Source organism: Sphingobium soli, assembly GCF_020782245.1.
Taxonomy (GTDB): domain Bacteria; phylum Pseudomonadota; class Alphaproteobacteria; order Sphingomonadales; family Sphingomonadaceae; genus Sphingobium; species Sphingobium soli.
Genome location: NZ_JAJGNP010000005.1, coordinates 1 through 24,483, shown reverse-complemented (window position 1 = coordinate 24,483; position 24,483 = coordinate 1). Strand labels below are relative to the sequence as shown.

At 64.0% G+C, this 24,483-nt stretch carries 27 protein-coding genes and 1 pseudogene; 7 read left to right on the top strand and 21 right to left on the bottom strand.

Going from position 1 to position 24,483, the window contains the following annotated elements:
- Positions 1-16 precede the first annotated feature (16 nt).
- The 3 genes from LL253_RS08215 to tatC are packed head-to-tail and all read left to right on the top strand — an operon-like array spanning position 17 to position 1,550.
- Entirely contained in the window at positions 17-259 is a 243-nt protein-coding gene (locus LL253_RS08215) for a twin-arginine translocase TatA/TatE family subunit (protein ID WP_021228632.1), read from the top strand.
- A 29-nt stretch (positions 260-288) separates the two neighbouring features.
- The gene (locus LL253_RS08210; protein WP_228226873.1) at positions 289-774 is read left to right on the top strand and encodes a Sec-independent protein translocase family protein; all 486 of its coding nucleotides are present in this window, start codon (positions 289-291) and stop codon (positions 772-774) included.
- Entirely contained in the window at positions 771-1,550 is a 780-nt protein-coding gene (tatC, locus tag LL253_RS08205; RefSeq protein ID WP_228226872.1) for a twin-arginine translocase subunit TatC, read from the top strand. The genes LL253_RS08210 and tatC overlap by 4 nt, the downstream gene beginning before the upstream one ends.
- A 20-nt stretch (positions 1,551-1,570) precedes the next feature.
- Here tatC and LL253_RS08200 read toward each other — a convergent pair whose 3' ends face one another.
- On the bottom strand, positions 1,571-2,983 hold the full coding sequence (locus tag LL253_RS08200) for a helix-turn-helix domain-containing protein (RefSeq protein ID WP_228226871.1): 1,413 nt from the start codon (positions 2,981-2,983) through the stop codon (positions 1,571-1,573).
- 145 nt (positions 2,984-3,128) lie between these two features.
- Between LL253_RS08200 and LL253_RS08195 the strand changes: the two genes are divergently transcribed.
- Entirely contained in the window at positions 3,129-3,314 is a 186-nt protein-coding gene (locus LL253_RS08195; protein ID WP_009820985.1) for a hypothetical protein, read from the top strand.
- A gap of 58 nt (positions 3,315-3,372) precedes the next feature.
- On the opposite strand, the gene LL253_RS08190 is transcribed toward LL253_RS08195, so the two are convergent.
- The 4 genes from LL253_RS08190 to LL253_RS08175 all read right to left on the bottom strand — a co-directional run bounded on the left by LL253_RS08190 (position 3,373) and on the right by LL253_RS08175 (position 8,752).
- Positions 3,373-4,371, bottom strand: coding sequence for an inorganic phosphate transporter (locus tag LL253_RS08190; RefSeq protein WP_228226870.1), 999 nt, complete (start codon positions 4,369-4,371; stop codon positions 3,373-3,375).
- A gap of 15 nt (positions 4,372-4,386) precedes the next feature.
- A complete protein-coding gene (locus LL253_RS08185) occupies positions 4,387-5,502 on the bottom strand; it encodes a DUF47 family protein (RefSeq protein ID WP_037542530.1) in 1,116 nt (371 codons plus the stop codon).
- 81 nt (positions 5,503-5,583) lie between these two features.
- Positions 5,584-7,704: a TonB-dependent receptor gene (locus LL253_RS08180; protein WP_228226869.1), complete on the bottom strand. Its 2,121-nt coding sequence runs from the start codon at positions 7,702-7,704 to the stop codon at positions 5,584-5,586.
- Between the two features lie 133 nt (positions 7,705-7,837).
- Positions 7,838-8,752 carry a LysR family transcriptional regulator gene (locus LL253_RS08175; RefSeq protein ID WP_228226868.1) on the bottom strand — a complete coding sequence of 305 codons (915 nt, stop codon included), beginning with the start codon at positions 8,750-8,752 and terminating at the stop codon, positions 7,838-7,840.
- 288 nt (positions 8,753-9,040) lie between these two features.
- Between LL253_RS08175 and LL253_RS08170 the strand changes: the two genes are divergently transcribed.
- Both LL253_RS08170 and LL253_RS08165 read left to right on the top strand, forming a co-directional pair.
- Positions 9,041-9,214 (top strand): hypothetical protein, encoded by a 174-nt coding sequence (locus tag LL253_RS08170; protein WP_228226867.1) that lies wholly within the window; start codon positions 9,041-9,043, stop codon positions 9,212-9,214.
- A 59-nt stretch (positions 9,215-9,273) separates the two neighbouring features.
- A complete protein-coding gene (locus tag LL253_RS08165) occupies positions 9,274-9,426 on the top strand; it encodes a hypothetical protein (RefSeq protein WP_228226866.1) in 153 nt (50 codons plus the stop codon).
- 70 nt (positions 9,427-9,496) lie between these two features.
- Here the strand turns inward: LL253_RS08165 and LL253_RS08160 are convergent, their stop codons facing one another.
- The 11 genes from LL253_RS08160 to LL253_RS08110 form a co-directional block, all read right to left on the bottom strand.
- On the bottom strand, positions 9,497-9,958 hold the full coding sequence (locus LL253_RS08160; RefSeq protein WP_228226865.1) for a hypothetical protein: 462 nt from the start codon (positions 9,956-9,958) through the stop codon (positions 9,497-9,499).
- A gap of 123 nt (positions 9,959-10,081) precedes the next feature.
- A complete protein-coding gene (locus tag LL253_RS08155) occupies positions 10,082-10,735 on the bottom strand; it encodes an SOS response-associated peptidase (protein ID WP_323133407.1) in 654 nt (217 codons plus the stop codon).
- Positions 10,736-11,243: 508 nt separating this feature from the next.
- Positions 11,244-11,426 carry a hypothetical protein gene (locus tag LL253_RS08150; RefSeq protein WP_228226863.1) on the bottom strand — a complete coding sequence of 61 codons (183 nt, stop codon included), beginning with the start codon at positions 11,424-11,426 and terminating at the stop codon, positions 11,244-11,246.
- The gene (locus LL253_RS08145; RefSeq protein ID WP_228226862.1) at positions 11,426-11,761 is read right to left on the bottom strand and encodes a DUF6527 family protein; all 336 of its coding nucleotides are present in this window, start codon (positions 11,759-11,761) and stop codon (positions 11,426-11,428) included. The genes LL253_RS08150 and LL253_RS08145 overlap by 1 nt, the downstream gene beginning before the upstream one ends.
- Complete coding sequence (locus LL253_RS08140) at positions 11,758-12,471, bottom strand: lysozyme family protein (protein WP_228226861.1); 714 nt, start codon at positions 12,469-12,471, stop codon at positions 11,758-11,760. Before LL253_RS08140 ends, LL253_RS08145 begins: the two co-directional genes overlap by 4 nt.
- 36 nt (positions 12,472-12,507) lie before the next feature.
- Positions 12,508-12,852 (bottom strand): hypothetical protein, encoded by a 345-nt coding sequence (locus tag LL253_RS08135; RefSeq protein WP_228226860.1) that lies wholly within the window; start codon positions 12,850-12,852, stop codon positions 12,508-12,510.
- 29 nt (positions 12,853-12,881) lie between these two features.
- The gene (locus LL253_RS08130; protein ID WP_228226859.1) at positions 12,882-13,433 is read right to left on the bottom strand and encodes a hypothetical protein; all 552 of its coding nucleotides are present in this window, start codon (positions 13,431-13,433) and stop codon (positions 12,882-12,884) included.
- Positions 13,434-13,504: 71 nt separating this feature from the next.
- Positions 13,505-14,419 carry a hypothetical protein gene (locus tag LL253_RS08125; protein WP_228226858.1) on the bottom strand — a complete coding sequence of 305 codons (915 nt, stop codon included), beginning with the start codon at positions 14,417-14,419 and terminating at the stop codon, positions 13,505-13,507.
- A 10-nt stretch (positions 14,420-14,429) separates the two neighbouring features.
- The gene (locus LL253_RS08120) at positions 14,430-16,844 is read right to left on the bottom strand and encodes an SGNH/GDSL hydrolase family protein (RefSeq protein ID WP_228226857.1); all 2,415 of its coding nucleotides are present in this window, start codon (positions 16,842-16,844) and stop codon (positions 14,430-14,432) included.
- Positions 16,845-16,869: 25 nt separating this feature from the next.
- Positions 16,870-17,376, bottom strand: coding sequence for a hypothetical protein (locus LL253_RS08115; RefSeq protein ID WP_228226856.1), 507 nt, complete (start codon positions 17,374-17,376; stop codon positions 16,870-16,872).
- Positions 17,376-19,619: a phage tail protein gene (locus tag LL253_RS08110; RefSeq protein ID WP_228227009.1), complete on the bottom strand. Its 2,244-nt coding sequence runs from the start codon at positions 19,617-19,619 to the stop codon at positions 17,376-17,378. The genes LL253_RS08115 and LL253_RS08110 overlap by 1 nt, the downstream gene beginning before the upstream one ends.
- 84 nt (positions 19,620-19,703) lie before the next feature.
- On the opposite strand from LL253_RS08110, the gene LL253_RS08105 reads away from it, so the two are divergent.
- Positions 19,704-20,051: a hypothetical protein gene (locus LL253_RS08105; RefSeq protein ID WP_228226855.1), complete on the top strand. Its 348-nt coding sequence runs from the start codon at positions 19,704-19,706 to the stop codon at positions 20,049-20,051.
- Here the strand turns inward: LL253_RS08105 and LL253_RS08100 are convergent.
- From LL253_RS08100 to LL253_RS08080, 5 genes and pseudogenes are all read right to left on the bottom strand, one after another.
- Positions 20,048-20,464: a DUF6950 family protein gene (locus LL253_RS08100; protein WP_228226854.1), complete on the bottom strand. Its 417-nt coding sequence runs from the start codon at positions 20,462-20,464 to the stop codon at positions 20,048-20,050. The genes LL253_RS08105 and LL253_RS08100 overlap by 4 nt on opposite strands.
- On the bottom strand, positions 20,454-21,080 hold the full coding sequence (locus LL253_RS08095; protein ID WP_228226853.1) for a hypothetical protein: 627 nt from the start codon (positions 21,078-21,080) through the stop codon (positions 20,454-20,456). The genes LL253_RS08100 and LL253_RS08095 overlap by 11 nt, the downstream gene beginning before the upstream one ends.
- A 63-nt stretch (positions 21,081-21,143) precedes the next feature.
- Positions 21,144-21,617, bottom strand: a complete 474-nt coding sequence (locus LL253_RS08090; RefSeq protein WP_228226852.1) for a hypothetical protein — start codon at positions 21,615-21,617, stop codon at positions 21,144-21,146.
- 44 nt (positions 21,618-21,661) lie between these two features.
- On the bottom strand, positions 21,662-22,258 hold the full coding sequence (locus LL253_RS08085; RefSeq protein ID WP_228226851.1) for a hypothetical protein: 597 nt from the start codon (positions 22,256-22,258) through the stop codon (positions 21,662-21,664).
- Positions 22,255-24,483 (bottom strand): annotated as a pseudogene (locus LL253_RS08080) (hypothetical protein); the annotation flags it as partial. The gene LL253_RS08085 and the pseudogene LL253_RS08080, both read right to left, overlap by 4 nt.

Sequence of the window (24,483 nt, the reverse complement as noted above, 5' to 3'; positions counted from 1 at the left end):
GACAGGAGTAAATATTATGGGTTCCTTCTCGCTGATGCACTGGGTGATCGTGCTCCTGGTCGTCATGCTGCTGTTCGGCGGCGGCCGTATTTCCGGCCTGATGGGTGACGTTGCCAAGGGCATCAAAAGCTTCAAGAAGGGCATGGCCGACGACGATGACGACGTGACGCCCGCCAAGCCCGCCACCCGGATCGAGGGTCATCGCGTGCCTGAACAGGACGCGCCGAGCGCGACCACCGAAGAAAAGACCAAGGCCTGATCCTTCAACCTTTGGGCCGGTAGTCGCGCATGTTTGGCATCGATTCGACCGAATTTCTGGTGATCGTGATCATTGCGGTGATCGTGATCGGTCCCAAGGACCTGCCGCGCGCGCTCTACAAGGTCGGGCAGATCGTAGGCAAGGCGCAGGGCATGGCGCGCCATTTCCGCACCGGCATCGACGCCATGGTGCGCGAAGTCGAGCTGGAAGAGTTGGAAAAGAAATGGGCCGCCCAGAACAAGCGGATCATGGACGATCATCCGCCTGCGCCGGCGGTGGATGCGCTGCCGGCACCTGATGCCGGAACCGAACCGGGCGCGTCGGTCACTGAGGGGGCAGGGGGCACCGAGGCGCCGCCCTATGTGGCCGATCCAGCGCCCAAGCCGCCCTTCGTCGCCGAATCGCGTCCCGCGCCCGCGCCGGAACCGGCTGTCGATCGTCCGCCCTATGTGGCGCAAGCCCCCGCCAAGGACGACGATGCCATGCCTGCGCACAAGGGCGACACGGCGGCATGATCAACGATATTGACGACAGCAAGGCGCCCTTGCTCGACCATTTGATCGAGCTGCGCGGCCGGCTGCTCAAATGCGTCTATGCGCTCGCCATCACCGGCGCGATCTGCTTCTATTTTTCCGAGCAGTTGTTCGCCATCCTCGTCCACCCGCTCAAGGAAGCCTTCGGCGATGGCGGCGGGCGCCTAGTCTACACCAAGCTTTACGAAGCCTTTTTCGTGCAGGTGAAGATCGCGTTCTTCGGTGCCTTCTGTCTTTCCTTCCCGATTATCGCCAACCAGCTCTGGGCCTTTGTCGCGCCCGGCCTGTACGCGCGCGAGAAAAAGGCGCTGCTGCCCTTCATCCTGGCGACGCCCTTCCTCTTCGCCATGGGCGCCAGCCTCGCCTATTTCGTGGTGATGCCCACCGCCTTCCACTTCTTTCTGGAGTTTCAGGGCGACAGCAGCGGCCTGTCGGTCGAGGCCTTGCCCAGCGCGGACGCCTATCTCGGCCTTGTCATGCAGTTCATCCTCGCCTTCGGCATCAGTTTCCTGATGCCCGTGCTGCTGATGCTGCTCAACCGCGCGGGCTTTGTTACGCGCGCGCAATTGATTGGCCTGCGCCGCTATATGATCGTCGCCGCCTTTGTTCTGGCCGCCGTGCTCACCCCGCCCGATGTCGTGTCGCAGCTGATGCTCGCCATCCCGCTGCTGCTGCTCTACGAAGTCACGATCATCGCCATCTGGTTCACTGATCGCAAGAAGGTGGAGCCGGAGGACGCGGAAGAAGTCGCGGCCTGATTAGGCTCCCACGTTCCTCCTCAGACCCGGCGGAACGGGTAAGGTGCGGTCGTCCGTTCATAGCTGTGCAGGTCCAGCGCGCGCGTGACCGGCGGCAATGCGCGGTCAGGACAGGCGCGACGTTCGCATAGTGGGCAGCCCGGTCCCACCTCGGTCGCGTCGCTCCGGTCTGCGTCCAGCCCATCGGCATGGACAATGCGGGCGGCATGTTTGGCTTCGCACCCCAGCGCGATGACGCTCCGCGCGCGCCCGCCGGCCGCCCCGTGCGGCAGGCTGGCCGCCAGCGTGACGAATCTTTTGCCCTCCATTGTCTCGATCAGCTGCGCGGCGATTGCCCCGGATGCTGGCGCGTCATGCGCGTCCCAGCGCGGGCAGGTGCCGCCATAGCGGGCAAAGGGCCAGGCCTCGCCATCGAACCGCTTGGCGATCTGCCCCGCCCCATCGACCTTTGCCATGAAAAAGGGGATGCCGCGCGCCCCGGTGCGGTTGAGGCTGGTCAGGCGATGGGCCAGCTGCTCCATCGACACGCCGAACCGGTCGCACAGCAATGGCAGGTCGTGCCGGCTCTGCTCGGCCGCCTGGCGAAACCGCTCATAGGGCATGACGAGCGCGGCGGCGGCATGGTTGGTGAGTGCGATCGTCGCGAGTCGGCGGCTGTCCTCGTCCGGCGGCGCGGCGCGCGCAACCTGCGCGGCGATGGCCTCGACCAGTTCCTGCGCCACCAGATGCCAGGCTACGCCAAACAGTCGGCCCGATGGGGCCAATCGCTCGCTCAGCATCAGGCGGCGGCGGTGCATGTCGAAATGGCGCAGCCGTCCCGCGATCAGGTCTGCCCGGACCGTCTGCACGCTGATTCCATGCCGGTCCTTGAGCCGCGTGCGCAAGGCCGCCTGAAGCAGCGCCGGGTCTTCCGGCAAATCCGCCGCGATCACTTCCGCGCCGGCGTCGATCTCGGCAAAATGATTGCCCGCCCGCGCGATCATCTCGCGCAACCAGTCGATCGGCGCGGTCATCGGGACCCGCTCCGCCCCGCCCGCAAGCGCCTCCCCCGGCACCCGGCGCAGGTCGGTCAGCGCCCGGTAGAAACGCGCCACCGCCTCGGTCACGCCCGGATAATTTTCCGCGACCTCCAGCACCTCGTCGCGCGATATGCCGATGTCGCGCACCAGCGCGTCGGACAATATCTCGCCCAGTTCGCGCGGCCCGCCATCGGTCGAGGGTGCGGCGAAATCGCGAATGTCGATGTCATAGGTATTGGCGAGCCGCAGCATCATCTGGGCCGTTAACGGACGCTGGTTACGCTCCAGATGGTTGAGGTAGCTCGGCGACACGCCCAGTTCCTCGGCCATCTGCGTCTGGTTGAGGCCCAGTTCGCGGCGAAGCACGCGGAGCTTGGGACCAAGATAGAGTTTGCGATCGCCAGCCTCTGCCATGCGGTCATTATGTCATGATTTGACACTATGACCAATTCAAATCATGACTGGCGGCCATTCATCGGCCTGTGAGCCGCCGCCGCATCTGTCTACATCGCTGTCCATGGCCCCAACGCTATGGGGCATCACACAAGGAAACCGACTCATGCAGGCGCAGACGATCGAACCGACCCACGGCCATCCCCAGCCCGCCCGTTCGCGCGCGGTGTTCAGTCAGGAGGATTTCAGCCTCATTCGCACCGCCATCGCCCATTATCTGCGCGAAGTGCAGGACCAGCCTGAATCGGTCAAATATGCCAATCTCTATCATCGCTTGGGCCGCGTGGCCTGACGGTATCGGTTAGGAGAGGAAAAGGCGCGGCGGGCAACCGACCGCGCCTTCGTCTTGCCTAGAACAGCTGCGTCAGCCCATAGAATAGCGCGCCGATCGCCGCGGCGGCGGGCAGGGTGACGACCCAGGCGACGACGATGCGCGACGCGATGTTCCAGCGCACGGCCGACAGGCGGCGTGACGCGCCCACCCCGACGATGGCGCCGGTGATGGTATGAGTGGTCGACACAGGCACGCCCAGATGGGTCGCCATGAACAGGGTGATAGCCCCTCCGGTTTCGGCGCAGAAACCCTGTGCCGGCGTCAGCCGCGTGATCTTCGACCCCATGGTGTGGACGATTTTCCACCCGCCCAGCAACGTGCCCAGCCCCATCGCCGCCTGGCAGGACAGGATCACCCAGAAGGGTACGTAGAAGGTGCCGCCCAGCATGCCCTGCGAATAAAGCAGCACGGCGATGATCCCCATCGTCTTCTGCGCGTCATTGCCGCCATGACCCAGCGAATAGAGCGATGCGGATACCAGTTGCAGCTTGCGGAACACCCGGTCCGCGCCCTGTGGCGTGAAGCGGCGGAATATCCAGCTCACCACCAGCACCAGCATCAGCGCCAGGAACAGGCCGACCGCCGGCGACAGGACGATGGCGACGCTGGTTTTGAACACCCCGCTCCACACCACGGCGGGCAGGCCCGCCTTGGATACGCCCGCGCCCAGCAATCCGCCGATCAGCGCATGGCTGGACGAGGACGGTATGCCCAGCGCCCAGGTGATGAGGTTCCAGCTGATCGCCCCCATCAGTGCGCCGAAGATGACCTGCGGGTCGATGATGCTGGCGTCGACGATACCCTTGCCCACCGTCGTCGCCACATGCAGGCCGAAGAAGAGAAAGGCGATGAAGTTGAAGAAGGCCGCCCAGGCGACCGCATATTGCGGTTTCAGCACGCGGGTGGACACGATGGTCGCGATCGAATTGGCGGCGTCGTGCAGCCCGTTCAGGAAATCGAACAGCAGGGCGACGCCGACCAGCGCGATCAGCAGCGGAAGGGCGATGGGGTCCATGGGATGTGCGCGGGATCAGGCGTGGTCGATGACCAGGCCGGAAATCTCGTTGGCGACATCCTCGAACCGGTCGGTCACCTTTTCCAGATGGCTGTAGATTTCCCGGCCGACGATGAAGTCCATCGGATTGCCGTCGCGGGCCTGCGCATAAAGAAGTTTCAGCCCGTCTTCATGCAATATGTCGGCGTGGCCTTCCAGCGTGACCAGCCTCTCCGTCAGGTCGTGCAGCCGCGCGGCGTTGAGATTGAGCGATCGCAGCAGCGGGATCGCTTCCTCCGTGATGCGCGCGCATTCGACGATTAGAGCGCTCATATCCTGCATCTGCGGCGGGAATGTCGTCACTTCGTAGAGCGCGACCGCCTTGGCGGTCTGGTTCATCTGGTCGATCGCGTCGTCCATCACCCCGATGAGGTCGGTGATCGCGCTGCGGTCGAAAGGCGTGACGAAGATGCGCCGCACATCCTTCAGCACATCGCGGATGATGTCGTCGGCGACATGCTCCTGATCGGAAATGGTGCGGATATGGGTCGCCATGTCCGGTCCGCCCTGCATCAGCCGCGCCAGCGCATCCGCGCCCGCGACCAATGTCGTGGCATGATCCTCAAACTGTTCGAAGAAACGCCCCTGCTTGGGCATCAGCGCGTGGAACCAGCGCAATAGACCTGTCCTTTCATTCTGCCGGTCGCGCATAGCGATCAGGACGCGAAAGAACCAGCCCGGATCGGCGGGGGGTTTGCGGAAGCGCGCGATGATGGATTGGAGGTCCGGCTCGTCCACCGCTTTCGCCGCTTCGGCGAGCGGGAACCAGCGCAGTTCGCGCTGCCCCTGTTCGGGCCAGTGGGTCAAGTGGCGGGTGACGGCCAGGGGGAATACGTCGACCATCGCCTCGCGCGATCCGCCCTTGCGGCGGCGCTTGTCATAACGGTAGCGACCGATGCGGGCCGGGCAGGCGATGCCCTGTATCCCCGCTTCCTCATAGGCTTCCAGTTCGGCGGCGCGATGCCCCGCAAGCCCCTTCATGCGATTGCCCTTGGGAATCACCCAGCGTCCGGTATCGCGCGATGTGATCAGCAGGATCTGCATCGAACCATCGGCGGCGGTCGTATAGGGCAGGGCGGCGATCTGGCGCATCGATCGCATGTAACATAAACGTCATAATGCGCAATCGGCCGGTCGGGGCCGGGACGCATCGTCCGGCCCCGGTTCCGTGCCCTATAGCGAGAAGCGCGCCGTCACGCGGATGTCGCGGCCGGCCAGCGGCGCGAAATCCTTGAGGAAGCTGGCATGGCGCCGGGCCTCCACGTCAAAGATATTGTTGGCCGACAGCATCAGCGTGGTGCGGTCGTTGCCGGGCAGCGGCTTGAACGACAGTGATGCGTTGACCATCGTATAGCCGTCGGTCGGCGTTTCGAAGTCCGTCACCCGATCCTGATCGAACACATGCTCGACTTCGGCGCGGGCGGACAGCCGATCGCCCTGCGCTTCCAGCCCGCCCAGCAGCCGCAGCGGCGGGATGCGCGGCGCGGGGCCACTGCCCTTGATGGTGGCGCGGACATAATCGGCAACGCCATCGACATTGATCGCATAGCTGCCCAGCTGCGCCAGCTTGACCGTCGCCTCCGCCTCGAACCCGTAATAGCGGGCATCGGCCTGGTTGAAGGCGTAGCAGGGAAATTCCAGCTCCTCGCCGCCATTGACCGCCTGGCACGCGCTGTCGGCGGCGACGCTTTCATAGATATAGCCGCTGAACCAGTTATGATAAGCCGCCAGGCTGAAGCTGTAGCCGTCGCCCGATCCGCGCAGCGTGCCTTCCAGGCCCCAGCTTTTTTCCTTGCCGAAATCGGGGTTGCCCAACTCAAAGGCCTGCGTACCGGCATGATTGCCGCGCGCGAACAACTCCTCGGCCGATGGCGCGCGTTCGCTGCGCGACGCGTTCAGGCCCACGCGCCAGCCGGGCATGATCGCCTGGCTGATGCCGATGGAACCGGACAGCGCATCGAAGCTGCGGCGGCGCCCGTCGAAAAACAGCGCCTCGTCGGCGTCGGCACTGACATTGGTATGTTCAAAGCGCGCGCCACCTTCCAGCCGGGTGTCGCCCAGGTCCAGCGATTGCAGCGTGAAGAAGCCGATCTGGTTGGTTTCATTCTTGGGCAGGAATTTTTCTTCGCCTTCGACCTGAAAGCGGCGCGTGAAGAATTGCGCGCCGAACGCGCCGTCCCATCCGCCGCGCTTGGACTGCACGAATTCCAGCCGGCTTTCCATCGACTGGTTGTAGAAGGTCGTGCCGACCTCACCCGTATCCTCGATTTCCTGATGCTGATAATCGGCATAACCTGCGCGCAGGCGGATGCTGTCGAGGAAGCCGCCATTGACGGCGACTTCGCCGCGCAGGTCGACGCGGTCCTGCTTCATGCGCAGCCGCACCTCCTCCGCCTCGCCATCGGGGGCGAGTGCATAGCGCACCGGCACACCGTAGAAATTGTCGGTATGCGCGAACGACACGCCCAGATTGCCGCCATCGTCGATATAGGCCGCGCCGCCGGCCACTTCCCATACGCGCCCGGCGCTGTTGGGCAGCTTGCCTTTGAGGTTCGCAAGGTCGGCAATCTCCGCGTCGCCGCTCGCCGCCGCCTGCGCGCGCAGCGCCGGCGTCAGAATATAGTTGCCAGTGTCGAGATCGCCGGTCTTGCTGTAGCTGCCGTCCAGATGGACGACGAACTTGTCGGCCAGCGGCACTTCGATTTCGCCCGCGCCCGTACGCTCATTGGCGGCGCTGCCATAGGTGCCGATCGCGTCGATATGTATCGGCTCATCGGGCACGCGGCGCGGAATGCGGCTGTCGATCACATTGACGACGCCGCCGATCGCCGACGACCCATAGAGCAGGGCGGACGGCCCGCGCAGGATTTCGATGCGATCGGCGGTCAGCGGATTGATCGCCACGGCATGGTCGACCGATGTGTTCGACACGTCGAAGCTGCCGATGCCATCGGTCAATATGCGTACCCGCTCGCCCTGAAAGCCACGCAGGATGGGGCGCGATGCGCTGGGGCCAAAGGAGGTCGCCGACACGCCCGGCTGACGCGCCAGCGTTTCGCCGATGCTGGGGCGCAGTTCGCGGGTGAGTTTCTCACCGGTCAGGACGCTGGTGCCCGACAATATGTCCCCCTGCCGCCGCGGGATCAGGGCGGTGACGACAATGTCGGCGCGCTGGTCATGATAGCTGCCATCCTGATCCGCGTCGGCGGCCGGCGCGGTCTGGGCAAGGCCCGGGACGGAAAGGCACAGCAGCGGCAGGGCGCAGCCGGCGCGCAGCATCGAAAAGCGGGACATGGAGGATCAACCCTTTGACTATGATCTGATGCCGACCCTGTATCTAGGATGTTACACCGTAACAAGCCTGTTCGTCGGAAATTTGCGACGATGCGCCACGACGCGGAAACATGGCGGCAATGACAATGGCGGCTTATAGAAACAGATAGTCGGCCAGCGCCTCGGCCGCCGGCTTGTCGGCCAGATGCGGTCCCACCGCCTGCCGGATTTCGATGGCGGGCAGGGGCATGTCCAGCGCCAGCCGCCGGATGCCGCTCATCCGGCCAAGGTCGCGCGCCAGGGGGCCAAAGGCGGCAAAGCAGCCGGCTCCATCACGCAGCGCCTCGACGATCTCCAGCATATTGTCGCTTTCCAGCGCTGCCATCGCAAAGGATGCGCGCCCGCGCGCCAGTGCCGCCTCGACGATGTCGCGCATTCCGTTGCTGCGTTCCATCGTCAGCAGCGGCGTCGCAGCGAGGTCCGCGCGCCCCACCATGTCCGCGCGCGCCAGCCTATGGCCGCTTCCGGCATAAAGGTTGACCGGCTCCGACCAGCCATAGCGGGACGGGGGCGCGGCCGGCTCTTCCAGCGCGTAGAAATAGGCGATGTCGGCGTGCCCGCTCGCCAGCGCCGCCGCGGCGTCGTTCGCGCTGTGGACATGCAGGTCGATGCTGATGGCGATATCGTCATTGGCCGCCTCGAACGCAGCGAGCGCGTCCTGGAAATGGCCGAAGATCGGCGCGGGCGCGGCCAGGATGATCGCATCGCGCGGCGGCGTGGGCTGCACTGCTTGCAAAGGCGGCATATCCGCCGCCGACGCATCGACGGCCGCCGGCGCGTCGCCGCCCAGCTGCATCATCGCCTGCGCGGTCTTGCGCCCGGCCGGCGTCAGCCGCGCTTCGCCGCCTGGATCGTCGAACAGCCGATAGCCCAGCCGCATCTCCAGCGCCGCGATCCCGTCCAGCACCTCTGGCCGGGTCAGACCCATATCCTCGGCACAGCGCGCCACGCTGCCCGCCGCCACCATCTGCGCGAAAATATCCAACTGGCGCAGGGACGGGCTGCTCATGCGCCGGTGATAGAGGAAATGGCCTCCATGCGTAAGCGCCATCTTCGCGCGCTTTCCACGCAAAGCCGGGTTGACGAACCCCCCGCGATGATGGCAGGGCGCTCCTCTGCCGGGCGGGTATAGCTCAATGGTAGAGCACTAGCCTTCCAAGCTCTACAGAATCCCGGATTTCTGCCACCCAATCTGTAAAACGGCCAGAAATTGCGCTGTGCCTTTTCAATGTGTTGGGGCGCAGGCGTAAACCGGATTTGGCTTGACGAGCACAAGAACATTGCGCGAACAGAGCGCATGCCTGTCCTGCCCGATCATCACCCGCTCACCGCTGAACTGAACATCCTCATGAAGCAAATCGACGCTGGCACCTATGTCCACCCGATGGAGATATGGGAACTGGCGCAGGCGCTGCGCGAAGAAGGCGCGGAAACCTGGGCAGATCGACTTGCAGAGCATCTGCCAAAATAGCCCATCTCGCGCCTGAAGCGAAGGCTTGACCGAATCAGCGCTCAAGGAGACGATCTCTTATGGCAACAGATGATGAGCTTGAAGCCGAACTGGCCGCGTTAACGGACGCCGAGATATTGGCGATTTGGCTGAATGCGGCTGATCATGAGCATCCGACCCGACGCGAGGAATTGGCGCTGGGCGAAATGGAGCGCCGGAATATCGACCTGTAGCACCGCCAGACCTGCTCCTGCCCTGTCACCCATATCAGGCGGGGCACCATTTCGATGCCCCGCATGGTCGTCATTGCGTGACGATCGCCTCTGATGTGAAGGCATTGACCAACTGGCCCGGCACCATCACGGCCGATCGACCCGAAATCAGCATTGATCCGAACAGCGCCGCCATCGTGTTGCCGCGACCCTCCTGACGATGGCTGCCGCGCAGGCCCCAATCCCGGCCAGCCAGCTGCACCGAATTGAACGTGACCTCGAACTTGGCCGACTTCCCGCCGATGCCCTTGCCGGTGCGCCAGGTCACCGTGCCCTTGACCGGCGTGCCGCGCGGGATGATCACGGCGCCATTTTCCACCACGTCATTCACGACCTGGAATGCGACGGCGTCCCCTTCCTTCATCTTTTTGGACGTCACTTCCTGCACCGGCGTGACAACGATCATGGTGTTGGCAGGAAGCGTGGCGGCCGACGCCGCGAACGACGAAAACGCAACGGCGCACCACGCCGCGGCGAACTTCATGATTTTCATAGTAACCCCCGAATAGTCGCCGGATCGACGACGGCGCTATCTACGCCCGGGACAGAATAGTTGTCTATGCCATTCGGGCGGGGAGAACCATTTGGGATCAATATTTTGCGGAGTCTGTCGCCATCAAAACAAAGGGCGCTGCGCGTCTGCCGATCCGGCCTTTCTGAACCATGGCCGGTCCGTTCGGTCGATCGTCATGCGCTCCGCCGGATAGGGTCGGTCAAACTGATAAAGGTCCTTCAGCGGCGCATGCAGCCATGTCTCCCAATCCTGAGGATCAAGGATCACCGGGGACCGATCATGAATGTCGTGTAGCTCGGGCGCATTGTCGGTCATCACCCCGGTATAGACGGCGCCCCATTCGTCGCTGTTGGTCCATAGCCCCGCCCAGGCAAAGATTGGCTGATCAGTAACGGACAGCCACGTCTCCGTCATCCGCCCCGGCTCGCCCACCGCCTCCGCATAGCGTGCCGTCGGGATTAGGCATCGGTTGCCGGGGTCGGTCGCCCACCGTTTCCAGAAGCTGCCCAGCTTGTCGAACCGCGCATTGTTCACTGGTTTGGGCTTCAGCAGGTTGCCGGTTTTCTTGCTCTTCAGGCTAACCGGAAAGCCCCAAGTCATCTGCTCCAGCACCCGTTCGCTATCTTCGATCCGTATGATCGTGCCCGGCTGCCCAGGATGTGTTTCCATCGGTCCTTCGTTGAAACGCAAGCCCGGCCGCGCCTTGAAAAGGCGCAGCACCTTATCCGTCTGCCCGCGCTCCGCTCGATTACACATGGGGCGGGTAAGCTGCTTTCACTGAAGTTTGATGTCAACACGCGGCACCGTAATACACCGGCCAGATCCACCATAATTAGGACGATGGCAAACCGCCTCGCTGCTGGCTGACGTTGGTCTGCGCCAAGCAGTGATAGCGGGAATCCACGAGAAAACAGTTTTGTAGACGACCTGTGCGCGTGTCTAGCACGGCTACAGAAGACGGATTCTCCCCGGGAAGCATCTGATAAGCGCCAACCGGATTTTTAATATTCCAAGTGGCCTCAACACGGTCGATGATTTGCTGACCACTATCTGCTCCTCGCGAGGGTGAACACCCCGCAAGCGAAAACGCTAAAACTATCACTGTTGTAAGGCCCGGCTGTCCGACAACCAATCTTGGCACGCTGTTAATGTGAACATGCTCTGTCTGGTTTCGCATTATCGTACGGTGCATTGCTGGTCGGCGAATGTCAATTTGGCGTTGCGCGTCGGCTAGGCCGCGACGCCGCTTTGGTTTCCCCCCTCTCTATTGCTCTTCGTCGCCGCTGGGGCCATTGGACGCCTGATCCTGTCGCTCATCATCGCGGCGTTCGGCAGGGTCACCCTTTATGGAACGAACCAGCACGCGACCCGCCGCGATGATATAGCCAACACCCTCGATGAGCTGCCCCACCTTGCCGAGGCCGCGTGCAATCTTTCCCAGCCCCATCACTCTTCGCCCCAACTGAAGGGCGGCAGCGGGATGGTATGGCCGGCCAGCCGGTGGGTGCAGTCGGTCAGAAACTGGATGCGTCCATCGGTGATGAAGGAATGGCATACCTCCGGCGGATCGCCAGGCTCAGGCTTAAAGGACGGGTCCACCGCGCGACCGGTGGTCACCAGGATGGACGGCGTGAAGGTCGGCGCTTCGGGATTGCCGTTATAGCCCCAGCGCGGCCCAGCACCTTCGCCTACCTTGATGCCATGCACCGCCTTGCAACCGGGGCACATGAACAGGATGCCGCCGTCTGCCGAGCCGCGCAGCGTGGATGAAAGTGCGTTCACTTTGCCGCATCACCCGTCTTGCCGCGCAACCAGTCAATGAAGTCGCCAACCGTCTTGTCCTCCAGGATCGACGGATTGGCCGCCGTCGCTGCCTTGCCGGCGATCAGGTCGGCGCGCTGCGCCTTGTCCGCTGCCAGGATCGACCCGGCCGTGACCGCGCCCAGAAAGTGCGCAGCATAGAGCGTCGCCCGATTGATCGGCACGCCGCGCGACCGCAAATAGGCGGCGTTCTTCGCCGTGAAGGATCGCGCACGCGCCAGCTGCTCTTCCGGTGTCGGCTTGAGCCCCCCAAATGCCGGGCGCAGCGTCGGCCCCCATTTGCCGCCTTCGCCGATCCAGGTCGACTTGATGAACTGGTAGAGGCCGGACGCGCTGGACGTGGGCGCCTGCGCATAGGGCTTGTCGCTGCTCTCGATCCGGGAGAGCATGGGCCAGTAGCTGTCCGGGATGCCAGCCGCGTCGCTGGGATCGATCACCGGCGGCTTCAGGCTGTCAAGCATCGCGATCGTGTCGCGCCCCGACCATCCGTCAATCTTCAGTCCATGCTTGCCCTGGAACAGGCGCACGAAGGTATCGTCATCGACGGGCAGGCGACGGGGCGCTTTGAGGCCCAGCCGTCCGATTGTCACTGCCCCGGCGATACCGTCCTGTTTCAGGCCATAGCGCGCCTGACACAGGCGCACGAAAGCGTCATCAGAAATGATGGTCATTGGATCCTCGCAATGTTGGAAGTTTTCAGTCCTGCGTCAGGACTTCATGCCGAAGAAGGCATCGATCGCGGCGCGCACCCGGCCGCCGACGGCGCCCTTGGCGATGCCGATGATGCCCGCGCCCAGACTGCCGATGCCGATGCCGGTGATGCCGGCGGCCAGCAGTTCCAGTTGCTGATCCTGCACCCACAGGATGGCGACCAGCAGCGACAGAAGCGTGATGGAAATATCGAGCGCCACCTGCGCGCGGCCTTTGGCCTGAAGGCCAATGATAACGCGCGTGATGATGACGGCGCAGATGCAGACGATGGTGGGGCCAGCGTGAAACGGCTCGCCGAAGATCCACCAGATCACCGGCTCGCGAGATGCTACAGAGGTCATTGCGGCTGCCCCCAGCGCCGCGCCCAGTCTCACCGCAGACATACGGCGGCCAGCGCAGCCACGAAGCTCAAAAGGATGACAGCGGCCGCGCGGACCAAAACCGGCCAGCGCGACCACATGTCGACGGGTAAAGGGGCTTTGCGCAGCTGATGCTCGATCCCGGGTTCGCCCAGAACCACGATGGTCATCCACATAAGACCAAAGCCGATGGCAATGGGGTCGATCCACCGCTTTGCCATCGATACCCGGGCCGATGTGACGATGTCCTGCGGGTTCCATCCCCACAGGAACATCGCCTCCGCCCCGCATCGCAAGGTGATGCCCACGCCCGCGCAGAAGGTAACGGCGCGATAGAGCGTAACAGGGTGGAGGGGATGGTCCCAGAAACGCTGCGTCCAGATGCGGCTGCACTGCTTGCCGACCAGCATGGCCCCAAGGAACGTCGTCGCTGTCATCAGGAACAGGTTGAAGAGATAGAGCGACGCGCCATTGTCGAAACTGGGCGGGGCAGCCGTGGCAGGGCTTTGCTCGATCATGTTGGCGATGGCGCTGCCCGCCGCGCCGAGGATTGCCGTCATCATGGACACCTCCCAATTTCAGTCATCGCCGATGCTCCCTGTTGTGATGTCATGACCGGCATGGCCCGGCAGGTTCAGGAAAACGCGACATGCGCCGGCCGTGCCATGACGCGCCGCCAGTCCTGATCTGCGACAGTGCGGGCATCGCGGCCGGACAGTTCCACATCCTCCGCCCAACCGCGATAGAGCCGGAACCGCGCGGCGGGCGGCGGCGTACCGGGCCAGAAGCTGCGGCCAAGGCCGGATCGCCATTTCTTGCCGGCGAGGTTCTGGGTGGTCTTTACGCCCGCAGCGCCCTGTATTGACTGGACGCCGCCGGCCTGGGTACGCAGTTGAAGGCCGATGCCCGCCGCGTCCCGCCACCACAGGATTTGCGCCATCTGCCCGAAATGCGCATCGAACGGCGTGAACTGAAGCTGCTCATAGGTGCCCGCGCTGGTGGTGCGCACCGCTCGCAGCAGCTGGTTGGCGCTATACGCCTGCCCGATGGTCAGCAGGTCCGGCTCGGCCTGGAATCCGCCGGCATCAGTGGTGTACGCCGTGAAGGGGCGGATGCTGCCGCTGGCGTGCCAATTGGCCTTGATGGGCAGGCGGACATATAAACACTGATACCAATATTGGTTCGCCTGCGCCGTCACATGCTCGGCGATGTTCGGCACGGACACGGTGGACCCGATGATCGTCGCTGTCGAATAATCGAAGCCGTGCCCCTCATAGCTGGGCAACCCGCCCTCGAAATCCATGTCGATCACGGCATTGTAGGTGGTCTCGCTCTGGCTGCCGTCGACCAGCATGGTGGCGATATCCCTGATCGTCTCACCGGCGACGGGGGATCGGCCCGCCGCCGCGCCCTCGAAACAGGGCGCATATGCGAGGTCGAACAGTCCCATAACGCCGCCGTTCGCGCCGTGCAGCAGGCGGTCGGGAACCCAGAGCGGGATATCGCTGGATTCGATCGGTCCGGAATTGAGGCCGAGAATGTCGGGCATCGGGCGTCCTTTACGTTGCGGTGGTGAGCGTGCGGATCAACGCGTCCAGAATGGTCGCGCGGCCGAATGTCTGGGTGGGATGGATCAGCGTGTTGTCGAGCAGGGCGCGGTCCGCTCCATAGGCATAGTCGTCGTACCGCTCGCCGAACACATATTGCAGGTCGAGATGCGCGCAGGCTTGGGTGATAGCCACCCCGCGATCGGCGACGGCATAAGCCGTTTGCGGCGATCCTTGGCTGCGCACCGAAGGAGGCGACACCAGCAGCATGTCCGCCACCGGCGCGGCGATCCGCGCGCGCCGGATCATCTCCGTCACGTTCGCAGCATGCTGCTCCGGCGAAACCGGCGCCTGCCCGCTCAATATCTGGTCGTTGGTAAGGTGCATGATCTGCACGACATGCGGTGCCAGTGCGGCCATGCCGGTGATGAAGTCGGCCTCCGGCACGCTGGTCCAGTGGGCCGTATTCGATCCGTTCTTGCCAAGCTTGTGGACGCGCACGCCCCCGCCGGACTTCTGCAGGTCGATCCCGCTCATCCTGACCGTGCCCGACACAACCTCGATCTCCAGCGTCCATCCGGTCGCCGGCACGCCGGCAAGGGCAAAGGTCTGGAGCGCATCGTTGCTGATCGCGATTTCGGTCCACGCGCCGCCGTTCCAGCGATACCGCAGTGTCCCGTTCGACGCGTGGAGGATCGCATCGGTCACGATCGCCGGCCCGGCGAGCGTGATGGTGTATTTGTTGCCCGGCGTGCTGCTGCTGACCTGCCCGGCATCGGCCGAACCGCCGGCGAAATAGTTGGACACCCACGATCCGGATTTCGTCACTGTCACGTCGGCGCGGGCGCATCCGGCAATCGATCCGGAGGAGGAGAAGGCGAAGGCGGTCCAGCCCGGCCCCCCGTCACCATATTCCGCCTGCATATATTCGGTGAAGGCGCGTATCCAGTAGAGCGAAGTGCCGGTCCAACTGTCGCCGATCATGGCGAAGGTGACCGCGACGGAACTCGTTCCGCTCTTGATCGAGCGCAGCCGGCTTGCCGCCTGGCGCAGCCGGTCCGGAGCATAAAGCGACCGCTGCCCATAAGGGACGGAGAGTGCCGTCAGATAGGGATTGCCGGCGGCATCCAACGCGCCGCCGCGCAGGTTGCCTCGCCCGTCCACCCACAAGGGCAGTCGCTGGTCCGGCCCCATGATCAGCGCCGCATCGCCGTCGACGGTCTGCCCGTCATAGCGGAGGCCTGCAACCGCGGCGGTGAACATGTCCAACGGAGTCAGTTTAGCCCCGTCGATGGTGCGGTGGTCCGCATGAAGACTGCCATGACCATCAATCCACCATGGTAAGCGCCCACTCACAGGGTCGTAGAAGGACGCGGCATCGCCATCGACGGTAGGGCGGCTATACCGCGTCAGATAGGGGTTGCCGCCGCGATCGAGCGCGTCGGCAAACAGGCGGCCCATGGCGTCGATCCACCACGGCATGCGTCCCGATGCCGGGTCCGCGATCACCGCAACGTCGCCGTCCACCGTCATCGGGTTGTAGTTAAGCGCCCGCGTGCGATCGACGATATAGGATGACGTCGGCAGGTCGACGCCCAGATAGACGGCCGCCCCGCCGGTCTTCGTATAGACCTCCACCAGCTTGGTGGCGCTGTTGTAGAACCGGAACTGATCGCCTTCATCCGTCGCGGACAGCCCCTCGTCCTTGTCCAGCCACAGCGGCCCCTGCGCCGTGGCGGACAGAGCGGCGGCATCCGCGCGGTCCGCCGCATCGATCGAGATATCGCGAGCCGCTTCCGAGGCGTCCTTCAAGCCCTGGGCGACGCCGGCCTGCTGTTCCGCGAACTGTGCGGCCATCTGCGCCGCCTCCGCAAATGGCGCGCCACCTTCGCCGCCCCACTCGCGGATCTTGTCGCGCATCAGCGCAGGATCGGCCTCGGCAATGTCGCCCAGGTCCTTCAACCGCTGCTCGACGCCGGGCCCCGCCGCGCCGCGTTCACTCACGCGCAGGATAGCGCCTTCCGCAACCAGTTCGGCCACCGGCAGGTCGATCCAACGGGGCGGGGCATCGCTGGGCAGCGCCGTGCTGGGCAGCGCCGCGATGCGCCCCGTCCATCGCGTCGTCGATGCCCCGGCCGTCGTCTCGATGACGTCATAGACGATAGGGTAGCCGACACCCGCCTCATAGATGGCGGTCGCCTGGTCAGCCGTGATCGGCGCCGTCACGTAGAAACCATCATTCGACAGGATCATCGGGATCGGGTCGAAGATCGCCTGCGTCAATATGTCCCGCCGCACCGCAAAAACAAAGCTGCGCCCCGACAACGACTGCGGCACGCCGGCCGCGTCGAAGAAGGGAAAATGGACCGGGCGCGGATCACCGGCATAGATCGTCAGCGCCCCGGAAACGGTGCGGAACATCGTCATGGATTGTCCTCGGATTTTTAGGGTGTCAGGCTGGCCAGGTGGCGGTGTCGAAAGCGGCTTGCTTTGCCGCGGTACTGGTCGCCGCGCGAATGCGGCGTTTGGCGAGCACAGCCGCCGCCTCGACGGCAGCGATGCGGGCGCAGGATGCGGTCATGCCCGCCTCGATCCGGCCGATCACCGTCGCCAGGCTGTCGCCGGTGGCGGTCACCTCCGCCATGGCGAAGGGGAAGCGGGTCGTACGCTGCGGCGTCGTCAGGGCGGCGATCACGCTGGCGAGCGTATTGCGATAATCCCGCACCTCCGCCGCCTTTTGCGCATAGGCGTAGGATTGCCCCACGCCCTGCGTCATTACGGCGGACCGCATCTGTTCCCGCTTGCGATCGACGCGGGCGATCAGGCTCGCTTCGGCCGCCGCCAGGTTGATCGCGTCATAATAGCCGGCGGGAAGCAGCTCGATATCGGCGGCGGCATAGCCCTCGGGGAAAATCAGCGACCCGTCGGCTTTCAGCCGGTGTGTTGGGCGGTCGTTCATCAGTTCCAGCCCACCGTCATGGCCGCGTCAGAATCGACTGTCAGCGTGCCAGCCCCCAGATAGCGCCGCGTCAGCAACTGGAATTCCCACGTCGTCGCGCTGGCGGGGCCTGCCATGGACTGGTCGATCGACAGGACGGATGGCTCCCCGGCCGTGGCGCCGTAATCGTCCTGCACTTCGGCCGCCATGTCGGTCCAGCTGCCGCTGCCCGGCGTCGTGCGATACTGGATCTTCCCCGCCAACTTCGCGCTACCCACCGACGCCGAATAGGGCAGATTGACCTGAGCCGAAATCAGCCCGTCCGGTCCCACTGCTAGGGCAAGCGGCCCGCCATTGACCGGACCATAGGTGGCGCTGTTGTTGATCGTCAGCGTCGTATCGGTCGCACTGTTCACCGACCCGCCATCCCGCACCTTCGTCAGGTTGACGTTGGCGACGCCGATAGCGGTGCCGTCATAGCTTATCGTCACCTGAGCTGTGGCGCGATCTGCGGCCATCGAGCTAATCGTCAGCACACGATTGTTCGCGCCACCGAGCGCCGCCACGCAATTGCTGGTGGTCAGGCTGTAGGTGGTCAGCGGGTCCTCGCTGATATCTTCCGACCCCTGATACACATAATAGGTCGCCGACAGCGGGAATTGCCCGGATTTCGGCACGCCGGCATAGGTGCAGCTGATCGCCCGCACCCATGCCGACGGTGCGATCGAAAAGCCGTCCGCGCCGCGATCGACGCCATCCGACACCTCGTCGCGCTCTTCCCCCGTCGTCAGCGCCGGCGTCGGCGGCGCGGTGCCGGTGCGGCCGAGCGCGAAATCATGCTTGCCCGCGCTTTCCGACATCAGCGTGAAGGTGACGACCATGGAGGCCGGGTCCAGTTCCCGCTTGATGACCACCGCGTCCACGCCGCCCAGGCCATGCTCCGGCAGGTCGATCGTCAGCATGTCGCCGGGTCCGAAATGGCGCATATGCGGCTTGCAGGGCAGGATGATCGGGGCCAGCTCGCGCGCGTTCAGCAGGCGGTAGGCGGCCAGCTGCGCGACCTGATCCTTGTCCTGGACCAGATCCCATTGCACTTCCTCGATCTTCTGCTCGCCATCCTCCGTGACGTAGCTGGGGATCGACACCAGTTCGGACTGGACATATTCCCATTTATTGGCTTCCGACCGGTATTTGGGCCGGATGCCATTCATCCGCGCGCCCCATGGCTGCATCGCGGTCACGTCGACATCGGGGTCAGCCAGATCATCTTCGGTCAGCGTATGGATCGACACGCGCGGCGCGTTGAAGCGCACGCCCAGCCGGCCGCCGCGCCACATCGGTTCGGCTGCGCCCGCCTCCAGGATGCGCTTCAAATTGGCCCAGCGATCGCCGGGTTCATAAATGACGCCGCCCACCTTCCAGCCATTCGCCTGGCAGATATTGGACAGCGCCACGAAATCCTCGACGATAATGCCGTCCAACGGCAAACCGACGCCGAACACCTTCTTGCCGTTGCGGAACCGCCCCAGCACATAGGATATCGCCTGCACGCCCGGGTCTTCGCTATATGCCCATGTCGTTTCGTCATTCGCACGCTGTGGCCCTGATCCGCCGGGAAATGTGCTGTCCTGGCGCGCGTCATATCCCCTGACCCCGCGCCAGACCGCCCCCGACGCTGGGAAGCCGGACGCAAAGCGCTTGCCGTCGCGGTCGAACTTGGCGTTCCACAGGATCGCGGCCTTGGACGACAGCTTGTGCGCGCTGGTCCAGTCGGGCATCCCGCTCCAGTGCGGGGCCAGCGCGGTTTCGCTCCACAGCCCGCTGCGCACGCTGCGATAGAGGAAGCCGGAATAATAGCCCGTGGCCGCGTCGCCCGAAAAAGGAACCGGGGCATAGTCGAGATACATGCCATCCAGCCCGTCGCACGGCCCCGCCACGCTATATTCGATCACCATCCCCCTATAGGGGTTCGGCACCTTCTTCAGCTTCGCGCCATAGCCGACATCGTGGCGCAGCACGCCGCCCGAATAGGTGCGGCCCAGGATGCAGGGCGATATCGGTTCGGCGGCGATGATCACCTGGTTGATCGTGCCGCGCGCCGGCGGCTTCTTCGCCGTCATTTGCGCGCCAATCGACGCGACGGTGGATGCTACGGAGGCGATGGTGGCCACGGTCGATGCTGTCGCTGCTGCGGCAGTCGCCGATGCAGACCCCACCGCCCCCAAAGCGCCCAAGCCCGCCGCCGCGCCAACGCCAGTCGCCACCAAGGCAACCGCTCCCGCGATGACAGCAACGGTTTTCAACGCTTTCGACATTGCGCTAAATACACCCCGAATTTGGAGGGACTGATGCGAACTTTAATCACGGTGCTTTTTGCCGCTGTTGCTTATGCAGCTCAGGCGGCTGGCCCTATCTCGAAGTTCGATAACCGGGATCCGGTAGGAGAATACGACACGGATTTGCCGCTCGAAGACGTTGAAAGATGCCTGATCGACATGGAAGGCTGGCTCGCGCCCAATGTTTATCGACAGCCGGACCGACCAAACCGAGTGACTATTATATGGATTTCAGGCGGAGTATCGGCGGGACTAAGCGCTGCTAGGATCGATCTTTCGAAGGCAACTAAAGGCACGCATGTGGTTTCGTGGATGACCGCTAAGCAGGCACTTCGTTGTTTTGCCGATGAATCTCGCTAGACACGCCACGCCCCCAATATCTCGCCCACGACATGCAGCGGTTTGATCCCACTCGGATCATCCGGGTGCCATCCCAACAACTTGCCCCCGGCCGACACGCAGATGCAGTCGAACAGATCATCGCCGGGGATCAGCACAAGGTCGCCGACCAGGATTTCCGCCGCGCCGATCCGGGGTAGCAGACTGTCGAGCAACCCGACCAGATCGCTATTTCCCGTGCGCGCCAAAGCCGTCCGCGCGCTAACGGGCGATCGAAAATCCGGGATGGCCGGCGGCTTGTGCCCCATGTTGCGCAGATGCGTGCGCGCCAGATGGATGCAGGTCGCCCGCGCGCGCCAGTCGAACGGCATGGCTCGATATTTGTCGAGCGTCTTGCGAGTCGCCGCCGCGCGGCGCGGCAGATCAGACTTCACGGAACGGCGGATTGTTGATGATGTTGGACCAACCCGATCCAGGATAGATGGACGCGGCGCGCCCGCCATTGCTGCCCGGCTGCGCCTCCACGCCCCAGGCGACCGCGCTGGTGAGGCCGGTGGCATTGTCCTCGCCCAGTTCGCCGGGATAGACCGACTTGTGGAACGCGCTTGACAGCGTGTTGCCGTCATTGGAATTGAAGAACCGCTCGCCACGCGGGACGAATGTCATCGGCAATTCCCGCTTGGCGCGTCCGGTGACCAGCCGCACCTGATCCAGCATCCCGTCAAACTGCTGATCGGGCGTGCCGATGATCTGTCCGGTCAGGTCGTTGATTTCCGCGATCAACAGCCGCAGGCGCGACCCCTGCATCCCCGGCGCGGCCAGATCGACAGCCGCGGCCGTGCTGGCAGGCAGGAAGGTGATGGAAAAGGCCGGCACCTCGTCTCCCACGCCTTCCTCGAAACTGTCGATCGACCCGATAATGCCGAACTGCGTATCGTTGACCCGGTAGATTTCGCTGCCCCATGGCACGAAGCCGCCATCGCACAGCTGAATGACGCGCCCGTCGCGCAATTCCAGCTTCAGCAGGCCGGCAAGGCGGATGCGGTCCAAGGGCAAACTCCCACGACAAACATGCGGCATCACGCCGCACGCAAGGGTTCAAATGGTCGGAATTCAGGCGGAGATGACGCTGCTAAGTGCGAAGCCGGCGCCCGCGACGAAACCGATTAGCGCCAATAAGGCGAAGGCCACGCCGCCCATACGATAACGATCGCCCCACCGAAGATGGGGCATATGGTCGCGGTCAGGCTGCACACCGTTCAGCTGTTCCTGCGCATCCCATGCGCCGCCTTGCGCGGCAATATAGAATTGATCCTGCGACAGATGCGCGAACAGATAGGCAAGGATGTTGCAGGTCAGCCCAGCCGCGAAGCAGGCGAAAGACCACCACAGCATGGCGATGCTGAACCGGATCGACCCGGCCGCGCCCACGAAAGTGAACAGCGCGACCAGAGCACCGCCGTTGATCAACGTCAGAGCTTGCAAGCCGCTCTGCGCGAAGCCGACAGAAAAGCGGAGGCGCTCGGCAGCCTCCTCACTTCCAAATCGATAGTCTCGCTCAAGATAGGCCCGCGTGGCGTCATCCATACCGACAGTTTTAGGGGCGGGCCTTGATAATGCAATGTCAGTCATCACCCCATCTCCTCGATCGTGAAGCCGATGCCGATCACGCGATTGCCCCGCTGTAATTGCCAGCTTTGCTCATTCCCGCTAATCTCACCCTCGATCATTGGCGTCGCCAGCTTCACGGTCGCCCCATTAGCAAAGGGCACGCGCAAATGTTCGGCCAACGTGATGGTCACCTTGCCATCGCCCGCCACCGTGCCTCCGACATGAACATTGTGCAGATAATGCTGCCCGGCTGCGTCCACGATCGACAGCCAATAGCCTTTGGCGGCGACATAGCCGGGCGTCAGGCCGCGCAGATTGATGACCCGTCCCGCCTGGTTGGCCCCGTCCATCACAGGCGCGCCGGGCGCGCCCTGGTCCACGCCCATCAGCGGATAGGGCAGGCGCATGCCCTCCTGCTTGGCCCGAACCAGATCGCTGATCAGGGCGGCGCGACCATTCGCCGTCCCGATGCCGATCGTGATCGCGGCGCGATAATGCGATCCCAGCCGATCGACGCGCAAGCCGGCGGCATTGGTCGCGCCGCGAATCGTGCCGCCATTGTCGACAAAGGTCGGGGTGACACTCGCCACCGCTCCCACGCTCGACCAGACGATCATGCCAGCCGCCGCGAATTGCGACGGTAGACGGCCCGCTGCGCGCCGCTGCTGGCGCCGGCCGCGATGACGGGTGCCGCCTGCGCGATCTGCGCGCCGCTAATCTGCGTCACCTCCACGTCGAACATAGGGCCCTTGATCACGCGCACCGTAACCTCCGCCGCGCCGCCCCCCGCCATCGCGCGCCGCGTGTCGCTGGCAGTCATCACCTTTGCGCCGCGCGGCATGTTCACGATTTCCGGGCCATTCTCGCCCACCAGCATCGCGCCGGCGGGCGTATACGCATGGCCAATGGCGCTGCCGGGCACGCTCTTCTTGCCCAGCAATCCGAAAAGGCTGCCGATGGTGGGCAGCGATCCGCCGGTCAGCTGGTTCTGGATCGGGTTGACGATCGCCAGCTTCCAGAGCGCCGACGTTACCTCGTTGATCGCGCTCAGCCCGACATTCTTCCAACTGCTCCAGGTCGCCGGATTGAGCAAAGTATCGGCGAGGTTCGCGCCGATGTCCTGCATAGCCGTCATCTTGTCGATGCTCTGGTCCAGCGCCTGGTTGAAGCCAATCTGGCTCGCCTTGCGCGCCACCAGCTGCTGGCCTTCCGCGCTGGCAAGGTCGATGCCCTGCTGTTGCAGGTCGATCTCATAGCGCTTGAGCTCAACAGCCGCCTCGATCTCGCGCCGCGACTTGCCGCGCATCTCCCATTCGACATTGAGCAGGGCTGTACCCGCGCTGATATCGTCGTTCATCGACCGGATCAGGCGCTGCCGATCGGCTAGATCGTTCGCCTGGGCTTCGAAAAGGTTGTTGGCAGCGCCTCCGACGTCATATTCATTGGCCCAACCGTTGCGCTGAACCTGCGCCTTCATCGCTGCGCGCGCCTGCTCTTCTGCAAAACGGTCCGTGATGCGCGCGCTGTCGATCGCGCCTTTGCCACCACTCCAGGCGACGTGGAAATGATCGTTGTGCCCCTTGTCACCCGGCCCCAGCAATTCCTTGATCGTCAGGCCGGCGCCTTCCAAAACTTGCCGAATCTGATCCTTGCTGATGGCAGTCATGCCGCCGGTCGGGACGAAATCGACCGCCTGCCCGCGATAGTGATAGCTTCCCTTTACATGCCTCCCGCCGGTGGTGGACGTGATCGTGCCGCCGAACGCCTCCAGCAGCAATTTGCTGATCTGGTTCGGAGTGGCGGTGTCTCCATCGCGCCTTGCCTGAGCGCTCCGCTCCAACGCTCTCGTGCTGTCATCGATCTTCTTGAGTTCCGCGTCACGCGCTCGACTGAGTTTCGCAATGGCTTCCGCGTCACCGCGACCGACCGCCTCATTGATGTCGCTCTCGTATCGGCGCGCGACGCGGCCACGCTCGTTGGACACCTGATCAATAATCACGCGCTGATAATTACCCATCGCCGTGGTGGCGTCGCGGGTCAGCTGGTTCAGCCGCTCCTGCGAGGCGGCTAGGGACTTTTGAAGCCTTTCCACCTCTGACGCATATTGATTGGCAACGATGGACTGCGCGCCACCCGGCCCGCCGGCAGCCAGGCTGCTGCCCTTCGCTGCCTGCGCGAGTTCCTTCGCGCGGATCAGTTGGACTTGCAGCGAACGCTCTTCCTGCGCCGCGATTAGGCGTTCGCTTTCGAGCAGGACGTAATTCGCGCGCGCCTTGTCTTCGGCCGTCTGGATGGATGCACGCATCGCTGCGCTTACCGATTCTATCGACTTCCTATGCGCATCTGCGGCTTTCGCGGCTTCCTTTGAAGCATCGGCCTCCCCGATCAGCTTTTCACCCAGCATGACCGCGAGCGGAATGGCTACGCCCAGGGCCACGCCCCACGGCCCGCCAAGAAAACTCGTAAATGCGGCGAATTTCCCCTTTGCTCCATCGGCATTGCTGCCCATCAATTGCAGCGCGCCTACTGCCTGGGGTGCCTGTATCGCAAAGGCGCGGATCGCATCTGTTCCGCCGATGACCTGCACGGTAAAATCCTGCGCCTGGAACCCCAGCTGTTGCATGCCGGCGCGCATCGCGCCGCTGGTGGCGGTCGCCCGCACCTGGACAGTCTGGACGGCGTCCAGCGCCGCCTGCTCCATCCGCAGCTTGGCGACATACTCGTCCAGGGAAATGGCGCCTGCCGAAATGAGCGTGCGGGCCTCCGCCATCTCCATGTTGAACCGCTGCTGCGCGGCCCAGACCGGATCAAGCGCAGCGCGCAACGCCAGCGCCTTCTGCTC

What these genes read in the sequence shown, in the direction of transcription:
- LL253_RS08120 (WP_228226857.1), bottom strand. Translation starts at nt 16,844, where the DNA reads ATGACGATGTTCCGCACCGTTTCCGGGGCGCTGACGATCTATGCCGGT.
- LL253_RS08170 (WP_228226867.1), top strand. Translation starts at nt 9,041, where the DNA reads ATGCCTGTCCTGCCCGATCATCACCCGCTCACCGCTGAACTGAACATC.
- LL253_RS08190 (WP_228226870.1), bottom strand. Translation starts at nt 4,371, where the DNA reads ATGGACCCCATCGCCCTTCCGCTGCTGATCGCGCTGGTCGGCGTCGCC.
- LL253_RS08115 (WP_228226856.1), bottom strand. Translation starts at nt 17,376, where the DNA reads ATGAACGACCGCCCAACACACCGGCTGAAAGCCGACGGGTCGCTGATT.
- LL253_RS08150 (WP_228226863.1), bottom strand. Translation starts at nt 11,426, where the DNA reads ATGGGGCTGGGAAAGATTGCACGCGGCCTCGGCAAGGTGGGGCAGCTC.
- LL253_RS08195 (WP_009820985.1), top strand. Translation starts at nt 3,129, where the DNA reads ATGCAGGCGCAGACGATCGAACCGACCCACGGCCATCCCCAGCCCGCC.
- LL253_RS08155 (WP_323133407.1), bottom strand. Translation starts at nt 10,735, where the DNA reads ATGTGTAATCGAGCGGAGCGCGGGCAGACGGATAAGGTGCTGCGCCTT.
- LL253_RS08105 (WP_228226855.1), top strand. Translation starts at nt 19,704, where the DNA reads ATGCGAACTTTAATCACGGTGCTTTTTGCCGCTGTTGCTTATGCAGCT.
- LL253_RS08140 (WP_228226861.1), bottom strand. Translation starts at nt 12,471, where the DNA reads ATGACCATCATTTCTGATGACGCTTTCGTGCGCCTGTGTCAGGCGCGC.
- LL253_RS08090 (WP_228226852.1), bottom strand. Translation starts at nt 21,617, where the DNA reads ATGGATGACGCCACGCGGGCCTATCTTGAGCGAGACTATCGATTTGGA.
- LL253_RS08180 (WP_228226869.1), bottom strand. Translation starts at nt 7,704, where the DNA reads ATGTCCCGCTTTTCGATGCTGCGCGCCGGCTGCGCCCTGCCGCTGCTG.
- LL253_RS08215 (WP_021228632.1), top strand. Translation starts at nt 17, where the DNA reads ATGGGTTCCTTCTCGCTGATGCACTGGGTGATCGTGCTCCTGGTCGTC.
- LL253_RS08160 (WP_228226865.1), bottom strand. Translation starts at nt 9,958, where the DNA reads ATGAAAATCATGAAGTTCGCCGCGGCGTGGTGCGCCGTTGCGTTTTCG.
- LL253_RS08200 (WP_228226871.1), bottom strand. Translation starts at nt 2,983, where the DNA reads ATGGCAGAGGCTGGCGATCGCAAACTCTATCTTGGTCCCAAGCTCCGC.
- LL253_RS08085 (WP_228226851.1), bottom strand. Translation starts at nt 22,258, where the DNA reads ATGATCGTCTGGTCGAGCGTGGGAGCGGTGGCGAGTGTCACCCCGACC.
- tatC (WP_228226872.1), top strand. Translation starts at nt 771, where the DNA reads ATGATCAACGATATTGACGACAGCAAGGCGCCCTTGCTCGACCATTTG.
- LL253_RS08210 (WP_228226873.1), top strand. Translation starts at nt 289, where the DNA reads ATGTTTGGCATCGATTCGACCGAATTTCTGGTGATCGTGATCATTGCG.
- LL253_RS08175 (WP_228226868.1), bottom strand. Translation starts at nt 8,752, where the DNA reads ATGAGCAGCCCGTCCCTGCGCCAGTTGGATATTTTCGCGCAGATGGTG.
- LL253_RS08135 (WP_228226860.1), bottom strand. Translation starts at nt 12,852, where the DNA reads ATGACCTCTGTAGCATCTCGCGAGCCGGTGATCTGGTGGATCTTCGGC.
- LL253_RS08125 (WP_228226858.1), bottom strand. Translation starts at nt 14,419, where the DNA reads ATGCCCGACATTCTCGGCCTCAATTCCGGACCGATCGAATCCAGCGAT.
- LL253_RS08165 (WP_228226866.1), top strand. Translation starts at nt 9,274, where the DNA reads ATGGCAACAGATGATGAGCTTGAAGCCGAACTGGCCGCGTTAACGGAC.
- LL253_RS08130 (WP_228226859.1), bottom strand. Translation starts at nt 13,433, where the DNA reads ATGATGACGGCAATCCTCGGCGCGGCGGGCAGCGCCATCGCCAACATG.
- LL253_RS08185 (WP_037542530.1), bottom strand. Translation starts at nt 5,502, where the DNA reads ATGCGCCAGATCGCCGCCCTGCCCTATACGACCGCCGCCGATGGTTCG.